The organism is Aneurinibacillus sp. REN35, assembly GCF_041379945.2.
Classification (GTDB): domain Bacteria; phylum Bacillota; class Bacilli; order Aneurinibacillales; family Aneurinibacillaceae; genus Aneurinibacillus.
Map to the genome: position 1 here is coordinate 174,072 of NZ_JBFTXJ020000004.1, position 15,527 is coordinate 189,598.

The 15,527-nt window shown below is 46.3% G+C and carries 17 protein-coding genes; 1 reads left to right on the forward strand and 16 read right to left on the reverse strand.

What is annotated here, in order from left to right; translation table 11 throughout:
• Positions 1-23 precede the first annotated feature (23 nt).
• The 11 genes from pyrR to AB3351_RS10175 all read right to left on the reverse strand — a co-directional run bounded on the left by pyrR (position 24) and on the right by AB3351_RS10175 (position 9,159).
• A complete protein-coding gene (gene pyrR, locus AB3351_RS10125; RefSeq protein WP_371147163.1) occupies positions 24-575 on the reverse strand; it encodes a bifunctional pyr operon transcriptional regulator/uracil phosphoribosyltransferase PyrR in 552 nt (183 codons plus the stop codon).
• A 266-nt stretch (positions 576-841) separates the two neighbouring features.
• Positions 842-1,771 carry an RluA family pseudouridine synthase gene (locus tag AB3351_RS10130; RefSeq protein ID WP_371147020.1) on the reverse strand — a complete coding sequence of 310 codons (930 nt, stop codon included), beginning with the start codon at positions 1,769-1,771 and terminating at the stop codon, positions 842-844.
• Entirely contained in the window at positions 1,764-2,231 is a 468-nt protein-coding gene (gene lspA / locus AB3351_RS10135; RefSeq protein ID WP_371147164.1) for a signal peptidase II, read from the reverse strand. Before lspA ends, AB3351_RS10130 begins: the two co-directional genes overlap by 8 nt.
• Positions 2,232-2,261: 30 nt before the next feature.
• Entirely contained in the window at positions 2,262-5,033 is a 2,772-nt protein-coding gene (gene ileS, locus AB3351_RS10140) for an isoleucine--tRNA ligase (RefSeq protein WP_371147021.1), read from the reverse strand.
• Between the two features lie 171 nt (positions 5,034-5,204).
• Positions 5,205-5,699 (reverse strand): DivIVA domain-containing protein, encoded by a 495-nt coding sequence (locus AB3351_RS10145; protein WP_371147022.1) that lies wholly within the window; start codon positions 5,697-5,699, stop codon positions 5,205-5,207.
• 46 nt (positions 5,700-5,745) lie between these two features.
• The gene (locus tag AB3351_RS10150; protein WP_371147023.1) at positions 5,746-6,519 is read right to left on the reverse strand and encodes a YlmH family RNA-binding protein; all 774 of its coding nucleotides are present in this window, start codon (positions 6,517-6,519) and stop codon (positions 5,746-5,748) included.
• A 3-nt stretch (positions 6,520-6,522) separates the two neighbouring features.
• Positions 6,523-6,786: a YggT family protein gene (locus AB3351_RS10155; RefSeq protein WP_206246784.1), complete on the reverse strand. Its 264-nt coding sequence runs from the start codon at positions 6,784-6,786 to the stop codon at positions 6,523-6,525.
• A gap of 18 nt (positions 6,787-6,804) precedes the next feature.
• Positions 6,805-7,245, reverse strand: a complete 441-nt coding sequence (locus tag AB3351_RS10160) for a cell division protein SepF (RefSeq protein ID WP_371147024.1) — start codon at positions 7,243-7,245, stop codon at positions 6,805-6,807.
• 28 nt (positions 7,246-7,273) lie between these two features.
• A complete protein-coding gene (locus tag AB3351_RS10165) occupies positions 7,274-7,966 on the reverse strand; it encodes a YggS family pyridoxal phosphate-dependent enzyme (RefSeq protein WP_371147025.1) in 693 nt (230 codons plus the stop codon).
• A 9-nt stretch (positions 7,967-7,975) separates the two neighbouring features.
• Positions 7,976-8,803 (reverse strand): peptidoglycan editing factor PgeF, encoded by an 828-nt coding sequence (gene pgeF / locus AB3351_RS10170; protein WP_371147026.1) that lies wholly within the window; start codon positions 8,801-8,803, stop codon positions 7,976-7,978.
• Positions 8,804-8,868: 65 nt separating this feature from the next.
• Complete coding sequence (locus tag AB3351_RS10175; protein ID WP_371147027.1) at positions 8,869-9,159, reverse strand: YlmC/YmxH family sporulation protein; 291 nt, start codon at positions 9,157-9,159, stop codon at positions 8,869-8,871.
• A gap of 179 nt (positions 9,160-9,338) precedes the next feature.
• Between AB3351_RS10175 and AB3351_RS10180 the strand changes: the two genes are divergently transcribed.
• A complete protein-coding gene (locus AB3351_RS10180; RefSeq protein ID WP_371147028.1) occupies positions 9,339-10,112 on the forward strand; it encodes a basic amino acid ABC transporter substrate-binding protein in 774 nt (257 codons plus the stop codon).
• 54 nt (positions 10,113-10,166) lie between these two features.
• Here the strand turns inward: AB3351_RS10180 and sigG are convergent, their stop codons facing one another.
• The 5 genes from sigG to ftsA all read right to left on the reverse strand — a co-directional run bounded on the left by sigG (position 10,167) and on the right by ftsA (position 15,490).
• On the reverse strand, positions 10,167-10,943 hold the full coding sequence (sigG, locus tag AB3351_RS10185) for an RNA polymerase sporulation sigma factor SigG (protein WP_371147029.1): 777 nt from the start codon (positions 10,941-10,943) through the stop codon (positions 10,167-10,169).
• Between the two features lie 115 nt (positions 10,944-11,058).
• On the reverse strand, positions 11,059-11,781 hold the full coding sequence (sigE, locus tag AB3351_RS10190; protein ID WP_371147030.1) for an RNA polymerase sporulation sigma factor SigE: 723 nt from the start codon (positions 11,779-11,781) through the stop codon (positions 11,059-11,061).
• Positions 11,782-11,803: 22 nt separating this feature from the next.
• Positions 11,804-12,730: a sigma-E processing peptidase SpoIIGA gene (gene spoIIGA, locus AB3351_RS10195; RefSeq protein ID WP_371147165.1), complete on the reverse strand. Its 927-nt coding sequence runs from the start codon at positions 12,728-12,730 to the stop codon at positions 11,804-11,806.
• Between the two features lie 265 nt (positions 12,731-12,995).
• Entirely contained in the window at positions 12,996-14,174 is a 1,179-nt protein-coding gene (ftsZ, locus tag AB3351_RS10200; RefSeq protein ID WP_371147031.1) for a cell division protein FtsZ, read from the reverse strand.
• Between the two features lie 35 nt (positions 14,175-14,209).
• Positions 14,210-15,490, reverse strand: a complete 1,281-nt coding sequence (gene ftsA / locus AB3351_RS10205) for a cell division protein FtsA (protein ID WP_371147032.1) — start codon at positions 15,488-15,490, stop codon at positions 14,210-14,212.
• Positions 15,491-15,527: the final 37 nt, after the last annotated feature.

Sequence of the window (15,527 nt, forward strand, 5' to 3'; positions counted from 1 at the left end):
TAAAGGTTATTTTGTATGCTTTATTATTTGTTTTTCTCAAGAATTCTTACACATTCACGATGATCAACTTCTAGAAGTTCCACTACAATCATCTCTTCCTTAGAGGTCGGTACGTTCTTGCCGACATAATCGGGCCGAATCGGTAGCTCGCGATGGCCACGGTCAATCAGTACTCCCAGTTGAATCATCTGCGGACGACCAATGTCCATCAGCGCATCCAGCGCGGCGCGAACCGTCCGCCCCGTAAACAGCACATCATCGATGAGGATGACTTTTTTGTTCGTGATCTCCTGTCCAATCTCGCCATTCTGAACCGTAGGCTGCTCCTGCTTTGGCGTTAAGTCATCACGATATAATGTAATGTCAAGCTCCCCTACCGGAATCTCTTGTCCTTCAATCTGTTGAATGCGTTCCGCCAGACGTTGGGCAAGATAAATGCCGCGTGTGCGAATCCCAACCAGAATGCAGTTCTCCACACCTTTATTGCGCTCAATAATCTCATGAGCAATGCGGGTTAAGGCCCGCCGCATGGCAGCTTCGTCTAGTAACACGTTTTTTTCTTTCCACTCGCTCATTGTCGTCACGCTTTCCTCCCTCGTATTTATTCTTTGTCTGTAAACAAAAGAGACAGGCATAAAAAAAGCTTTCTGCAAGGCGCAGAAAGCTTCTCAGGTTCAGCAAAGCATAGAGATCAGCAGTGATCCCATAACATATACCGAACGCGTCCGATTCCTTGCCAGCCTCACAGGACTGAATTAAAGGTTACTTTGTAATTAAATGAAGTATCGCATGAAAGATGGACGCTGTCAATATTTTTATACTAAATTTTGCTCTGTTTTTTTTATTCGAGACGAAGCTGAGTTAGAATCGCTTCCATATCGGCCGGGAGCGGCGCATGAAACTCCAGCATCTCTCCTGTTTTGGGGTGAATAAAACCAAGCGTCTTGGCGTGCAGCGCCTGCCCCTCAATCTCAAATGAACTCTTCGGTCCGTATTTCGGATCCCCTACCAGCGGATGATCAATGTATTTCATATGCACACGGATCTGATGAGTCCGTCCCGTCTCCAACTTTAGCTCCACCAACGTATAATTTTTGAAGCGCTCAAGCACAACAAAGTGCGATACAGCAGGCTTGCTGTGCTCAAATACGACAGCCATCTGCTGCCGATTCTTCGGATCACGTCCGATGGGGGCATCAATGGTTCCTTTCTCATGCGGAATCACTCCATGCACCAGAGCTACATAGCGGCGATTCACCGTATGATCCTTAAGCTGATTAGCTAATGATTCATGTGCTTTGTCATTCTTGGCAACCATCAACAGCCCGGATGTGTCCTTATCGATCCGATGGACAATGCCGGGGCGCAGCAGGCCGTTAATCCCTGAAAGATCATGACAATGGTACAGCAGACCATTGACAAGCGTACCCGAATAATGACCCGGAGCAGGATGAACAACCAATCCACGCGGCTTATTCACGACAATGACATCGCTATCTTCATATACGACATCAAGCGGAATATTCTCCGGTGTGATATCCACTTCACGCGCCGGAGGTACCGTCAGCGCTACTTCGTCATCTTCTTGCAGGCGTTGATTTCCTTTGACCACCCTGCCGTTCACGGTAAGCAATCCGTCTTTGATCCAACCCTGCAGTTGGCTGCGCGACCAATCTTCCTGCACGCCAGCAAGAAACTTATCCACGCGCGCTCCCGCATCTTCAGGCTCCACAGTCCAATCATGTCGCTCATAGCGTTCTTCGTTATTCATCGTTTCGATCCCGTCCGTTCATCAGTAAGTCTCTTACGCCGTCAATTACAAATAGACCGACACCAATTACAATCGCCGAATCCGCTATATTAAAAATAGGAAAGTGGATCAGTGTGAAATCAAAGAAGTCGACCACTTCTCCTGTTAATACCCGATCGTAGAAATTCCCGACCGCGCCACCTAAAATAAGTGCCAATGCCCAGGAAACGAGCTTGCTCTCCTTATAGGTCTTTCTTAAATACCATATAATCCCGACGATTACTACCAAAGTGATTACAATAAAAAAAGCACGCTGATTCTGTAAAATCCCGAACGCCGCTCCCCTGTTTCGATGAGACGTAAGATGAAAAACACCCTCCCACAAGGGAATGGACTGGCCGAGCTCCATCTTGGAGACGACCAGCCATTTTGATACGCGATCGGCCAGAAAAACAAACAGCGCAATCACATAATAATAAATCAACAATCTTCCTCCTGCCTCTGCGCGCTGTTACGCGTTTACTTCCTCTTTAACGACGGTTGCACAACGCGTGCACAGCGTCGGATGCGCTGCGTCCTGTCCTACGTCCGGAGTAATGATCCAGCAGCGTTCACACTTTTCACCCTCTGCCGGAGTTACAACAACAGCAAGGCCTTCTAGTTGCACAGCTTTATCCGGCACTGGAGTTGAAACCGGGTGCAGCTCAACATGGGATACGATTAATAACTCCTTTAGCTGATCCTTCACTTCTTTTAGCGATGCTTCTACCGCTTCGCTCGGATAGATAGCAACCGATGCTGCCAGCGATTGACCAATTACCTTATCACGACGCGCTTCTTCTAGAGCTTTAAGGATTTCATCACGGATTTCAACAAGACGATCCCACTTCACCTCAAGCGCCTTGTCCATTTGCTTCGCGTCTGCATCCGGCATATCCGTAAGCTGCGCGCTCTCCACGCTTACGCCCGGAACGTATTTCCATACCTCGTCTGCCGTATGTGGAATGATTGGCGCCACAAGACGAACCAAATCAAGCAGAATAGTATACATAACGGTCTGTGCTGAACGGCGGCGCAGCGATTTTTCTGCATCCGCATAGAGACGATCTTTTGAAATATCAAGGTAGAATGAGCTCAGCTCAATAGAGCAGAAATTATGGATCGTATTATATACGGTATGGAATTGGTATTCTTCATATGCTTTGCGTACTTTTTCGATTACATTCTGATTTTTTGTCATCATGTAGCGATCAAGTTCTTCTAGCTGGTCATATGGCAGCATGTCAGACGCCGGATCAAATCCTTCAAGATTCCCCAGAAGGAAGCGGAACGTATTGCGGATTTTGCGGTACGCTTCTGCAATTTGCTTCAGGATGGCATCGGAAATACGCACATCCGATTGGTAATCAACCGAAGCGACCCACAGGCGCAGAATATCAGCGCCGAGCTGGTCCATAATTTTTTTCGGCACAATAACGTTACCAAGCGATTTGGACATCTTGCGCCCTTCTCCGTCAAGCGTAAAGCCATGGCTGAGCACGGCTTTATACGGTGCCTGACCGTATACGGCTACCGCAGTCGAAAGCGAAGAGTTGAACCAGCCGCGATATTGATCGGACCCTTCAAGATACAAATCGGCCGGCCACGCCAGATCTTCACGTTCACGAAGGACGGCTTCATGGCTTGAACCAGAGTCGAACCATACGTCCATAATATCGGTTTCTTTACGGAAATGCTTCCCATCGCAACGCGGGCAAGACACACCTTCCGGCACCAACTCATCCGCATCCTTTGCAAACCAGACAGAAGAGCCTTCTTGACGGAACAGCTCAGAGATATGATTAATTGTCTCATCATTGATGAGCGGTTCATTGCATTCTAAGCAATAGAAAATCGGAATTGGCACACCCCATACACGCTGACGGGAAATACACCAGTCTCCACGGTCTGCAATCATGTTATGCAGACGCTGTTCGCCCCAATGCGGCGTCCATTTCACATCTTTGATCGCTTTGAGCATATCTTCACGGAAACCGTCAATGGATGCAAACCATTGCTCTGTCGCACGGAAGATAATCGGCTGTTTGGAGCGCCAATCGTGTGGGTAGGAGTGGGTAATGAAATTCATATGCAGCAAAGCGCCCACTTCTTTTAGTTTTTCTGTGACCATTTTGTTGGCATCTTCATAGAACACACCTTCAAAACCAGGCGCTTCCTTCGTCATGACACCTTTGCCATCTACAGGACACAGAACGTCAAGGCCATACTTCTGTCCAAGGTAGAAGTCATCTTCCCCATGGCCTGGTGCAGTATGAACGCAGCCTGTACCGGCATCGAGCGTTACATGTTCGCCAGGCAGCAGCGGCGAGGTGCGGTCATAGAACGGATGACGACATACGACACCTTCAAGTTCCGCACCCTTGTACGTAGCGACGACCTCGTAATTCTCCCATCCGATCGTCTGCGCCACATTCTCAAGCAGCCCAGACGCCACAAGAAAGCGCTCATCTCCAACTTTAACAAGAGAATATTCAAATTCTGGTTGGATGGCGATCGCCAGGTTTGCTGGAATCGTCCACGGCGTTGTTGTCCAGATTACAACTTTATCGCCTTCTGCAAGCGTGCCGTTGCTCTCTACAACAGGAAATCCTACATAGATGGAGGCAGAACGCTTATCCTTGTATTCGATCTCCGCTTCGGCAAGCGCCGTTTCGGAAGATGGAGACCAGTATACAGCCTTCAGACCTTTATAGATGTACCCTTTTTTAGCCATTTCACCAAAAATCTTGATCTGGCGTGCTTCGTATTCCGGCTTTAATGTAATATAAGGATGATCCCAATCGCCGCGCACTCCTAGTCGCTTAAATTGTTCCCTTTGCTTATCAACATATTTGTATGCATATTCGGCACAACGCTCACGAAATTCGACAATACCTACTTTGTGGCGATCGATTTTTTCATTTTTGATAATAGCATGCTCGATCGGCAGGCCATGCGTATCCCAACCCGGTACATACGGCGCATCGAAACCGGACATTGATTTGGAGCGCACAATGAAATCCTTCAATACTTTATTTAGCGCATGACCGATATGAATATCGCCGTTTGCATACGGGGGGCCATCATGCAGAATGAACGTTGGACGCCCTTTTGTCCGGGCTTGTACCTTCTCATAAATATTATTTTCTTCCCACCAGGCCTGCATATCAGGCTCACGATTCGGCAAATTTCCGCGCATCGGGAAATCCGTTTTCGGCAACTTCAACGTTTTACTGTAATCCATCCTTGTTTCATCTCCCACACAGTATGAAGTATATTAATCACAAAATAGCCTCCCCAACCCATCTAAACGGGACGAGAAGGCTACTGCATATCCCTTTTGAAGAAATCTGGTTATCTTACAAAGTATAGACTAGCCCTTGTCCTAACGTCAACCAACGCAGGGGGCACAGCGTTATTCCGTCATATTTTTGGCGAGGTCTTCTTCGATCTTCTCGAAATTCTCCCAATCTCCGTTATCAAGCATTTCGAGTTGGGCCTCAAGAATAGAGCGGAAACGCATGCGGTATACAGAAGCTCGGCGCTTCAATTCATCAATCTCTGACACAAGCTTGCGCGATTTTGCTAGTGCTTCATTAATAAGCCGGTCTGCATTCTTCTCTGCTTCTTTAATAATAAGCTGTGCTTCTTTGCGCGCATTGGCTTTCAGTTCATCCGCAGTCTCTTGTGCCATGATCAGCGATTTTTTAAGCGTCTCTTCAATATTAGCAAATTGGGAGAGCTTCTCGTTTAATGTCGCAACGCGCTCCTCGAGCTGACGCTTTTCTTTTAGCATAATATCAAACTCTTTAATAATCTGATCGAGGAATTCATTTACTTGGTCCTCATCATATCCGCGGAATACGCGACTGAACTCTTTATTATGGATATCCAATGGTGTTAACGACACACCGGCCCACCTCCCATAAATCTTACAAACCACGCGACTCTTGCCATCAGTCAAATACAGCTACTTCCATTTTCGTTCGCCCTTTTTTCGTTTCGCCGCCAATCTCCGTTACTTTAAACCTGCCAAACCCTTTGAATGAAACAACATCCCCTTCTTCAAGCAGAAACGATGGATCATTCACCTCACGCCAATTGACCTTAGCCCGACCGTTTTGAATCGGTGCCATTACTTTTGCGCGGGAAAGGCGGTAGACATCCCCTATTACAGCATCAAGCCGGGGCGATTGAACAGTAAACGAAAGCGGGCGAAAAGATTGCTCAGGTACAACAATGTCAGCAAGCGGCTTTGCTTCGACAATCACATGAACCCTGTGCACTTGAGTCATATGTAAACGTATATACTCACCAATTTCTTCTGCAACGATCAGTTGTGCGCCTTCCTTATGGACAAGTATATCTCCAAACTTCTCTCGCTTTATACCCAATCCAAGCAAAGAACCTAAATAATCGCGGTGTTCAAGCGTAAGGAACGTATTGCTTCCCGTAACTTCAAGGAGACTGATGCCGAATTCGCCCTTTGCAGGCTCCATATATTCTGGATACAATATGCCGCGCATCCGCTCAGCCCCCTCATATCCCCCATCCAAAGCAAAATACACGCCCGCTTCTCTCCTAGCAAGGGTGCGAATAATAAATGCTTGACGAGGGTCAAGAAAGTCCGTACGAATTACCTCATATCGCTCTCGAACCCGGCCTGTCCACTCCAGCACCCGTTCGACGAACGGGTGCTCATCACGCCGAAAGTGCTGATACAAGCTCATTCTCTACACCAACGAAGACAAAATGCTGAAAAGTCCAATCCGTGCAAAATGCAGTGCAAACAGCGCAACAATCGGTGAAATATCAATCATGCCAAGCGGTGGAATAAAGCGGCGGAAAATCTGTAGATATGGCTCTACCAGCCTACCCAGCATCTCTCCGAATGAAGTTTCCCGCACCTGCGGCACCCATGACATCAAAATATAGATGATAATCATGTAATAGTAGATATTAAACGCAAATCCAATAATATTAAAAAGCTCTGCCATTTCCTCACCTCAACTACTTTACCCTCTATTATCGTACAGCATTTCCGTAATATTACCTTGCATTTCCATATTCTCAGGCAGGCATAAAAATGCATTATGACCGACCCGTTGAATCGTTCCGCTAATAGCGTACACCGTACCGCCTAAAAAGTCGATAATCCGCTTTGCCTGTTCGGTCGGGACACGCTGCAAATTAATGACCACGGCGCGTCTTGCACAGAGATGGTCTGCGATGTCCTGAACTTCTTCGTATGATTTGGGCTCCACTAGAACAACCCGGGGCGATTGGTCTTTGACGGCATGCAGACTGACGACGTTATTGCCCTGACGGTTTTTACGCGGCTTTGCATACTCTTCTTCCTCCTCATATTCCGCCCGGTCGTCGATAATTTCCTCCTCGTATACTACCGCCTCTCCACTGAGCCCGAGAAACTCCTTGATTTTGTTCACGACGCCCATACTCATCGCTCTCCTTACCTAAATAATTTCAATTTCTTTCGTCACCGACCAGCGTTGATCCCAAACGAATGAACGTAGCTCCTTCTTCGACAGCGATATGGTAATCGTTTGACATTCCCATACTCAAATGTTTAAGTGGAAGGTCCGGATACTGGCTGCGCATGCGATCACGCAGTTCTCGCAGTCCGCGGAATACGCTTCGGGTTTCTTCTGGATCTTCTACATAGGGAGCCATTGTCATAAAACCGCACACATCTATATGCGGCATATCACAGACAGCGGCAAGAAAATCCGATACTGCCTCAGGCGCAAGGCCATGCTTTGTCTCTTCACCAGAGATATTAACCTGCACCATACAATGCGTAGTAATTCCGTTTTGTTCGCCACGCTTATTCAGCTCTTTTGCCAGAGACAGGCGATCCAACGAATGTACATACGTAAATCGACCAATCATCTCACGAACCTTATTAGTTTGTAGATGACCGATAAAATGCCAGGTAGCCACTTCGGCCCCTATAGCTTCCCACTTCGGCAGTGCATCCTGTGTGCGACTCTCTCCAATATGCCTAATACCTGCAGTGAGCGCGGCACGCGTCGTTTCAAGAGACACATATTTGGTTACTGCTACGATGTGTACGTCAGCTGCTGAGCGTCCCGCACGTTCACAGCTGGCTTGAATGGTTGCTTGTATTTGCTGCAAATTCTCTTCAATATATGCCAACGTCTTTCTTTACCCCTCTTTCAATGCAATAAAGGCTGTCATCCGGCCTGTTTTTCCATTTTCTTTTCGATGGGAGTAGAACAGATCAGTCCGACAACTTGTACATAAATGACTCACTTCGATATGCTCAGGCAAAATTCCTGCTAATTCAAGCAAAATTCGATTGGTTTCTTGCAAATTCAACATATATTTACCGGCTTCATCAGCGGGGGTAAGTACACGGGCTGCCTGCTCCTGAACGGCTTCACGAACTCTATCTGCTACCACATCATTCACTTCATAGCAGCACGCGCCAATCGAAGGCCCGATCGCGACATGAATATCCTCAGGTGCAACATCCCATCTCTCTTTCATCCTATCCACCATGCGCGGTCCGATATACGCAACCGTTCCACGCCATCCCGCATGAGCGACGCCTACCACGCTCTGCTTTGGTGCATAGAAGAGGAGCGGTACACAATCGGCATAAAACGAGGCAAGAAACACGTTCGCCTTATCTGTAAGCAGACCATCCGTTTGCGCAATGGCTTCCTCATGCACCGCACGTCCCGCACCAATCTTGCTATCGTCAACGATGCAAATCCCATTGCCGTGTACTTGATCCGCACATGTAAACGAAGTATAAGAAAAACCGTTTGCCTCTGCCAGCTTTCGTCTATTCTCAATGACATGATCTGCATAATCTCCTACGTGCAGACCACAGTTAAAGCTATCAAACACATCCCGGCTCACGCCGCCCTTTCGTGTAGAAAACCCGGCGGCAAGATTCGGCCATCTACGCTCCCAATCGGCAAGGCGCAGCATACATTCCTGCTCCTGCATAACAAATGGCTCCATTCATCTCCCTCCTCATAAGAATCTTACCATTCTCTTTCTTATAAGAAAAGAAAGGAATGCTAAGATTACTGGCGATATCCACCCTCGCTCATCTCTGTTTTGACAAGCGGCACAACATCCTCAAGCCGTACTAGAATGACATCCTTACCAATCTTTACAATGTTGCGCCATGGAATTGTGATCTCTTCACCACCTCCAAACAGCCCGAAGAACTTTCCGTTTCCTTTTCCCGGAACAACAATGGCTTCCACCTGCCCTGCCTGCAGATTAATTTCTAAATCTGTCACTTGGCCTAGGTTCTTCCCATCCATTATATTTACCACATCTTTTTCCTGAAATTCAGAGATCTTAACCATACCCTGTTCACCTCACATGTATTCCGCTCTTAATAGTATATGTTTTAATTTTGGGAAATGTCCTAAAAGTACTTCTTCTATCTCAAACACTTGTCAGATAGCATCACCGCATGTATACTTATTCACGTAAGTTTATGAATAAACAAATCGAATTGTACATACAGGGGGCTATACACATCATGAAAAAGATAGTTTCATTGCTGCTCGTCGCTTGCCTATTCGCTTTTGCGCTCGTAGGATGCGGAGCAAAAGACGAGAGTGCAGCTGGAGCAAAAGACAAGATTGTAATTGGGACCGACGCATCATTTCCACCATTCGAGTCCATGTCACCAACGGGCGATCCGGTTGGCTTCGATGTTGACTTAATTAAAGCCATCGGTGAGTCGCAAAATATAGAGGTAGAAGTGAAGCATACCGGATGGGACCCCATGATGGCAGGTCTTGCAGACGGCACTGTTGATGCGGCAATTGCAGGTATCACAATGACCGATGACAGAAAAAAAGTTATGGAATTTACCGCACCATACTTCACAGCCAAACAAGTTATTTTAATGAAGAAAGATGCGCCTGCTGTAAGCACCGTTGCTGATCTTAAAGGCAAGAAAATCGGTGTACAATCTGGCACAACCGGCCAGTTCCTCGTAGAAGAAAAGCTGGGTAAAGGATATGGTGGTCTTAAAGGTTATGAAGAAGTTGCCGGAGCCATTGAAGATATGAAAAACGGTCGTGTGGACGCAGTCGTAGCCGACAATGCAGTTGTGAAGAAGTTTACTGAGCAATTAAAATTGGATAACGTAAATATTATCGAAGATAAAGCTGCCGAGCAGGAGCAGTACGGCATCGCTGTTAATAAAGGCAACAAAGAGCTGCTTGATAAGCTCAATAAAGGCTTAACCGCTGTAAAAGAGAGCGGAAAATATGACGAAATCTATAACAAGTATTTCGCAAAATAATTCTCGTAAAAAAAGAGGCTCCAAAATTTTTTGGGCCTCTTTTTTATCATTATTTTATTGTACGTGCTTATGCATCTGAGAAATGGCTGCTTTCTCAAGCCGAGATACCTGGGCCTGGGAGATGCCGATTTCGTCCGCTACTTCCATCTGCGTCTTGCCTTCAAAGAATCGCATAGACAAAATTAATTTTTCTCTATCCGTTAATCTGTGCATCGCTTCTTTAAGCGCGATCTCTTCCGTCCACTGGCTATCTCGGTTTCGCTCATCACTGATCTGATCCATTACAAAAATAGGGTCGCCCCCATCCTGATAAATCGGCTCAAATAACGAAACCGGATCTTGAATGGCATCAAGAGCAAATACAACATCTTCTTTTGGTACGTTTAGTTCTTCTGAAATCTCTACTATGGTCGGTTCGCGTGAGTTCTTATTCGTCAGCGTGTCTCGTACTTGCAGTGCCTTATATGCAATGTCGCGCAGCGAACGAGAGACACGAATGGGATTGTTATCCCTTAGATACCTGCGGATTTCTCCGATAATCATTGGAACAGCATATGTGGAAAACTTAACATTCTGGCTCAAGTCAAAATTGTCAATTGCTTTCATTAAACCAATACATCCTACTTGAAACAAGTCATCCACATATTCCCCACGGTTGTTAAAGCGCTGGATCACACTTAGCACCAGGCGTAAATTTCCGTTTACTAATTGCTCTCTTGCTGCGTATTCCCCGCTTTGCAGCCGGACAAACAATTCCCGCATCTGCACATTGGTCAGCACGGGTAGTTTGGAAGTATCTACTCCGCAGATTTCTACCTTGTTGCGTGTCACGTATTTTTCCCTCCTGAAGGAGCCAGCGTTACTGATAAGTATCTCCGTGAAGGGAAAAATTATGCAGCACTTCCATGAGACATTCGCTTTTGAATCGTCACGCAATTCTAGCGATTTACAGCATTTTATTGAACTCTTTTTGCAGACGCTTAATAATGCGCTTCTCTAAGCGAGAAATATAGGATTGTGAAATGCCGAGCGTATCGGCTACATCCTTTTGTGTCTTCTCCTCCTCTCCATTTAAGCCAAACCGCATTTCCATGATGACGCGCTCCCGTTCGGAGAGCTTATCGAGCGCTTTATATAAGAGCTTTTTGTCAACCTGCTCTTCAAGATCGCGGTAAATAATATCATTCTCTGTTCCCAGCACATCCGAGAGCAGCAGCTCATTGCCATCCCAATCGATATTGAGCGGTTCATCAAACGATACCTCTGATTTAACCTTGCTGTTTCGACGTAAAAACATCAAAATTTCATTTTCGATACAGCGCGAGGCATATGTGGCAAGCTTAATCTTCTTCTCCGGATCAAACGTATTGACGGCTTTGATCAGTCCGATTGTTCCAATGCTCACCAAATCTTCAATGTTAATTCCCGTATTCTCAAATTTGCGGGCAATATAGACAACAAGGCGAAGATTGCGCTCAATAAGCACGGAGCGAATAGCCGGATCGTTCGTATGAAGGCGGCTCAATAAATACTCTTCTTCCTCGCGATTTAGTGGAGACGGGAGCGCTTCACTACCGCCGATATAATGCACTTCCTCCGCCTTGGCTCCCATACGAATCAGGATGCGGTACCACCATAACTGGGCAATCAAGCGTAGCTTTGCAATCATTCATATCTCTCCCTTCCTGTTTTTATGAAGCAAGTCCGTGTTTTTCTTCCATCGCTTTCGGATGTACAACCGCCTGATAGCTACCATCAGCCGAAAGCTCTGCGGCACGCAATCCGATCAACATTCGTTTCGGGGAATACGTGTGCTCTTCTGTATAAATCCGTACTTTATCCGGACGAATGGCAACAAGAAGCCCGGCCTGAGTCGATACCGTCCGATAAGGGATAAAACGCATTCTCTCAAGCCATTGATGCTCACACTCCGGAAAGTCAAATGCAGAGACACCGTTCACCATGCCTTCTTTTACTTCGTTGAGCAACACTGCGGGAAGTATTCCTTCCCATACGCTAATTTCCATAATCGTAACGGGAATCCGTGTGATCGGATCAGATAGTTGATTGCCCGTATCTATAAACCCTCGACAAGCAACCGTCTGACCAAAAATATCGACTTCTAATCGAACGTACTGCACATCTACCTGACGATTGGCTCTAAGGCTGTAGTAGCCTTGCCTCGTACACCACCAAATCAGCGGAAAAGCAATAAGCAAAAACAAAAGAGTCGGACTCGCAGCCGACGCTCCTGTGTGGGTAACCACGATGCCATTAACAACTTCACTTCTATCCCCAAGCAGCGTATGGGCAGCAAGTAAGCCTCCCCCAATAAAAAAAGACACGGCATAAAAGACCCCCAGGAGCCGAATAAGATTCCATATTCTTGTCCAGGGAAACGCAAGTACAATCATAAAACAAGAGAATAATAGCTTCGCCAATAAAGTAAACGCGAAAGATAAGGACGGAAAAAATAGAAAAACAGTATATGTAGCCCCAACTGCTGAAGCAAGGATGAGCCTTCGTTTCCGTAACGGCTGTCGGCATATGTGTCCTGTTAAGAACAACAGCATATAATCAATGACGGCATTTATGAGAAACACAACATCGGCATACATCGTCACATCCGCTCTCGATCTCCTTTCTCTATTTTTCCGTGCTCTTATTATCACATAGAAAAAGATGGGAGTGTCCTTAAATCGTATGAAAAATTAAGACAAAATATGAGAGGAAATTTAGACAGGATATGACAGTAGGAAGGCAATGAAAATAAGCAGGGATTTGAAAAGCGCTTGCTTATCACGAACGTAAGTTCTATAATTAATAGTGAGCGTTTTGCATAAAAAAAGCCCTGAGCAATTAGCTCAGGACCTTTATCATTCATTATTTTTTACGTCTGCGGTTACGTAGGAATGTCGGAATATCTAGGCTGTCAAGTCCATTATTTGTAGAGGCTGGACGTGGTTCTGGACGGGATGTCGGAAGTTGTGGCTCGTCCATCTCCCGCTCTGCATCTACTTGAGCACGACGTATCGGTCGAACATTCGGAGAGCCTGCTTGTTTCTCACGTCCCGCATCCATCTGTGGACGACGCGCCGCTTGTTGTTGTGATTCCTCGAATCCTGTCGCGATTACTGTAACGACAATTTCATCCTTTAGATTCTCATTAATGACAGCACCGAAAATCATATTTACTTCCTCATCTGAGGCAGAAGCCACGATGTCAGCGGCTTCGTTTACTTCATAGAGACTTAGGTTCGTGCCGCCTGTAATATTCATCAGTACACCGCGTGCACCATCAATAGACGTCTCAAGCAATGGAGAGCAGATTGCTTTTTTGGCTGCTTCTGCTGCCCGGCTTTCACCTGTAGCAATCCCAATTCCCATCAATGCCGAGCCTCGCTCCGTCATGATTGTCTTCACGTCAGCAAAATCCAAGTTGATAAGGCCAGGTACCGCAATGAGGTCAGAGATACCTTGCACACCTTGGCGAAGCACATTATCTGCTTCACGGAACGCTTCAAGCATTGGAGTATTCTTATCAACGATTTCTAATAGTCGATCGTTTGGAATAACGATGAGCGTATCAACTTTCTCCTTTAAAGCGCAGATTCCTTGCTCAGCCTGCAGTTGACGCTTACGTCCTTCAAATGTGAATGGGCGGGTTACTACGCCGACTGTTAACGCTCCGATTTCCTTTGCAATTTCCGCAATAACAGGGGCTGCACCAGTTCCCGTTCCACCACCCATACCGGCAGTAACAAAAACAAGATCAGCACCGCGAAGAGCCTGCTCAATATGTTCACGGCTCTCTTCCGCTGCCTTCTTACCTACGTCAGGATTTGCACCTGCACCTAATCCGCGTGTCAGCTTCGCACCAATCTGCAGCTTATGCTGTGCTTTTGACAAATTCAGCGCTTGATAGTCCGTGTTGACAGCGATAAATTCTACACCTTGAATCCCGCCCTCAATCATGCGGTTTACAGCGTTACTTCCGCCGCCACCTACACCGATCACCTTTATCTGCGCTAATGTATCCATTTCCAAGTCGAATTCCAACATGTATTTAAGTCCCCCTCACTTATCATGCAAACAGTCTAAATAAATTCGCTAAACCATTCTTTGACCTTTTTGATGACGCCGCCCTGCTCCTTTGGCGCTTTAGCTGCCTTTGGTGCAGAGTTATTCGGTTTTCGGTTACTCTTTGGTTGAGGTTGTTTTGCTTCTGCCTGCTGCGGCATTTGGTTCATATAATACTTGGAAGCATACTTAATTAAACCGACTCCTGTCGTATATGCCGGATCACGCACACCGATATAATCAGGTATGGCAATCCGCACAGGCGCCTGCAATTCAAAACGCCCTAACTCCAGCAGACCAGGGATATTAGCAACGCCTCCAGTTAGAACAAAGCCGTTCGGAATATCTGTATCATAACCGAGAAGGTGAAGCTCATCTTCTATCAAATTAAAGATTTCTGCCGCACGGGGCTCAATGATATTGGCTAATTCAACCTGGGTAAATTCCTTCTCCACATCGCTTCCGATTCGCTTAACCAAGAAATGCTCATCTTCACTTGCTTCTTCAACTAATGCACAGCCGCTGTTTAATTGAATCTGCTTTGCTTCTTCCGTAGTTGTCCGAAGTCCGATTGCGATATCATTCGTAATATAATCGCCACCAATCGGCAGCACAGAAAACGCGCTCAACGTGCCCATCTCAAAAACAGACACCGTGGTGGAGCCGGCGCCAATATCAACAAGCACTACACCTAAGTTTTTTTCATCCTTCGTCAATGCAATTTCACTGGATGCAAGCGGCATAAGATACATCCCAACAATAGACAGACCTGCCCGTTCTATGCAGCGCGCTAAATTATGTATGACAGTCTTGGCTCCTGTAATGATTGTACCTTCCATTTCGAGACGAACGCCCATCATACCTCTCGGATCGCTAATCTCTCCTAGGCCATCAACAATATATTGAACGGGAACCACGTCGATAATCTCTCTCTCTGGGGGAATGGCAATGACCTGTGCGGCTTTCATAACGCGCTCGATATCTTCATCTGCAATTTCCCGATTCTCGCTGGATACAGCAACAACTCCATGGCTTGATTGAAGCTGGATGTGATTACCAGAAATCCCTACTATCACATGGCGAATTGGCAGGTCAACCATCCGCTCCGCTTTTTCTACAGCTTGCCGAATCGATTGCACTGTTTCATCAATATCAACGATAGCGCCCTTCTTAATTCCTTGCGAATCCGCTGTACCGACCCCAATAACGTTGATGGTTCCGCTGTTAATCTCTCCAATGATCACTCTGACTTTGGATGTACCAATATCTAAGCTGACTATATATTCACTGTTGTTCAAGTTTGGCACCTCCTCTTTGTTTTATTTTGTAATACAG

Coding starts and splice junctions, on each gene's coding strand:
- pyrR (WP_371147163.1), bottom strand. CDS start 575: ATGAGCGAGTGGAAAGAAAAAAACGTGTTACTAGACGAAGCTGCCATG.
- AB3351_RS10130 (WP_371147020.1), bottom strand. CDS start 1,771: ATGAATAACGAAGAACGCTATGAGCGACATGATTGGACTGTGGAGCCT.
- ileS (WP_371147021.1), bottom strand. CDS start 5,033: ATGGATTACAGTAAAACGTTGAAGTTGCCGAAAACGGATTTCCCGATG.
- AB3351_RS10150 (WP_371147023.1), bottom strand. CDS start 6,519: ATGAGCTTGTATCAGCACTTTCGGCGTGATGAGCACCCGTTCGTCGAA.
- AB3351_RS10155 (WP_206246784.1), bottom strand. CDS start 6,786: ATGGCAGAGCTTTTTAATATTATTGGATTTGCGTTTAATATCTACTAT.
- AB3351_RS10160 (WP_371147024.1), bottom strand. CDS start 7,245: ATGGGCGTCGTGAACAAAATCAAGGAGTTTCTCGGGCTCAGTGGAGAG.
- pgeF (WP_371147026.1), bottom strand. CDS start 8,803: ATGGAGCCATTTGTTATGCAGGAGCAGGAATGTATGCTGCGCCTTGCC.
- AB3351_RS10175 (WP_371147027.1), bottom strand. CDS start 9,159: ATGGTTAAGATCTCTGAATTTCAGGAAAAAGATGTGGTAAATATAATG.
- AB3351_RS10180 (WP_371147028.1), top strand. CDS start 9,339: ATGAAAAAGATAGTTTCATTGCTGCTCGTCGCTTGCCTATTCGCTTTT.
- sigE (WP_371147030.1), bottom strand. CDS start 11,781: ATGATTGCAAAGCTACGCTTGATTGCCCAGTTATGGTGGTACCGCATC.
- spoIIGA (WP_371147165.1), bottom strand. CDS start 12,730: ATGTATGCCGATGTTGTGTTTCTCATAAATGCCGTCATTGATTATATG.
- ftsZ (WP_371147031.1), bottom strand. CDS start 14,174: ATGTTGGAATTCGACTTGGAAATGGATACATTAGCGCAGATAAAGGTG.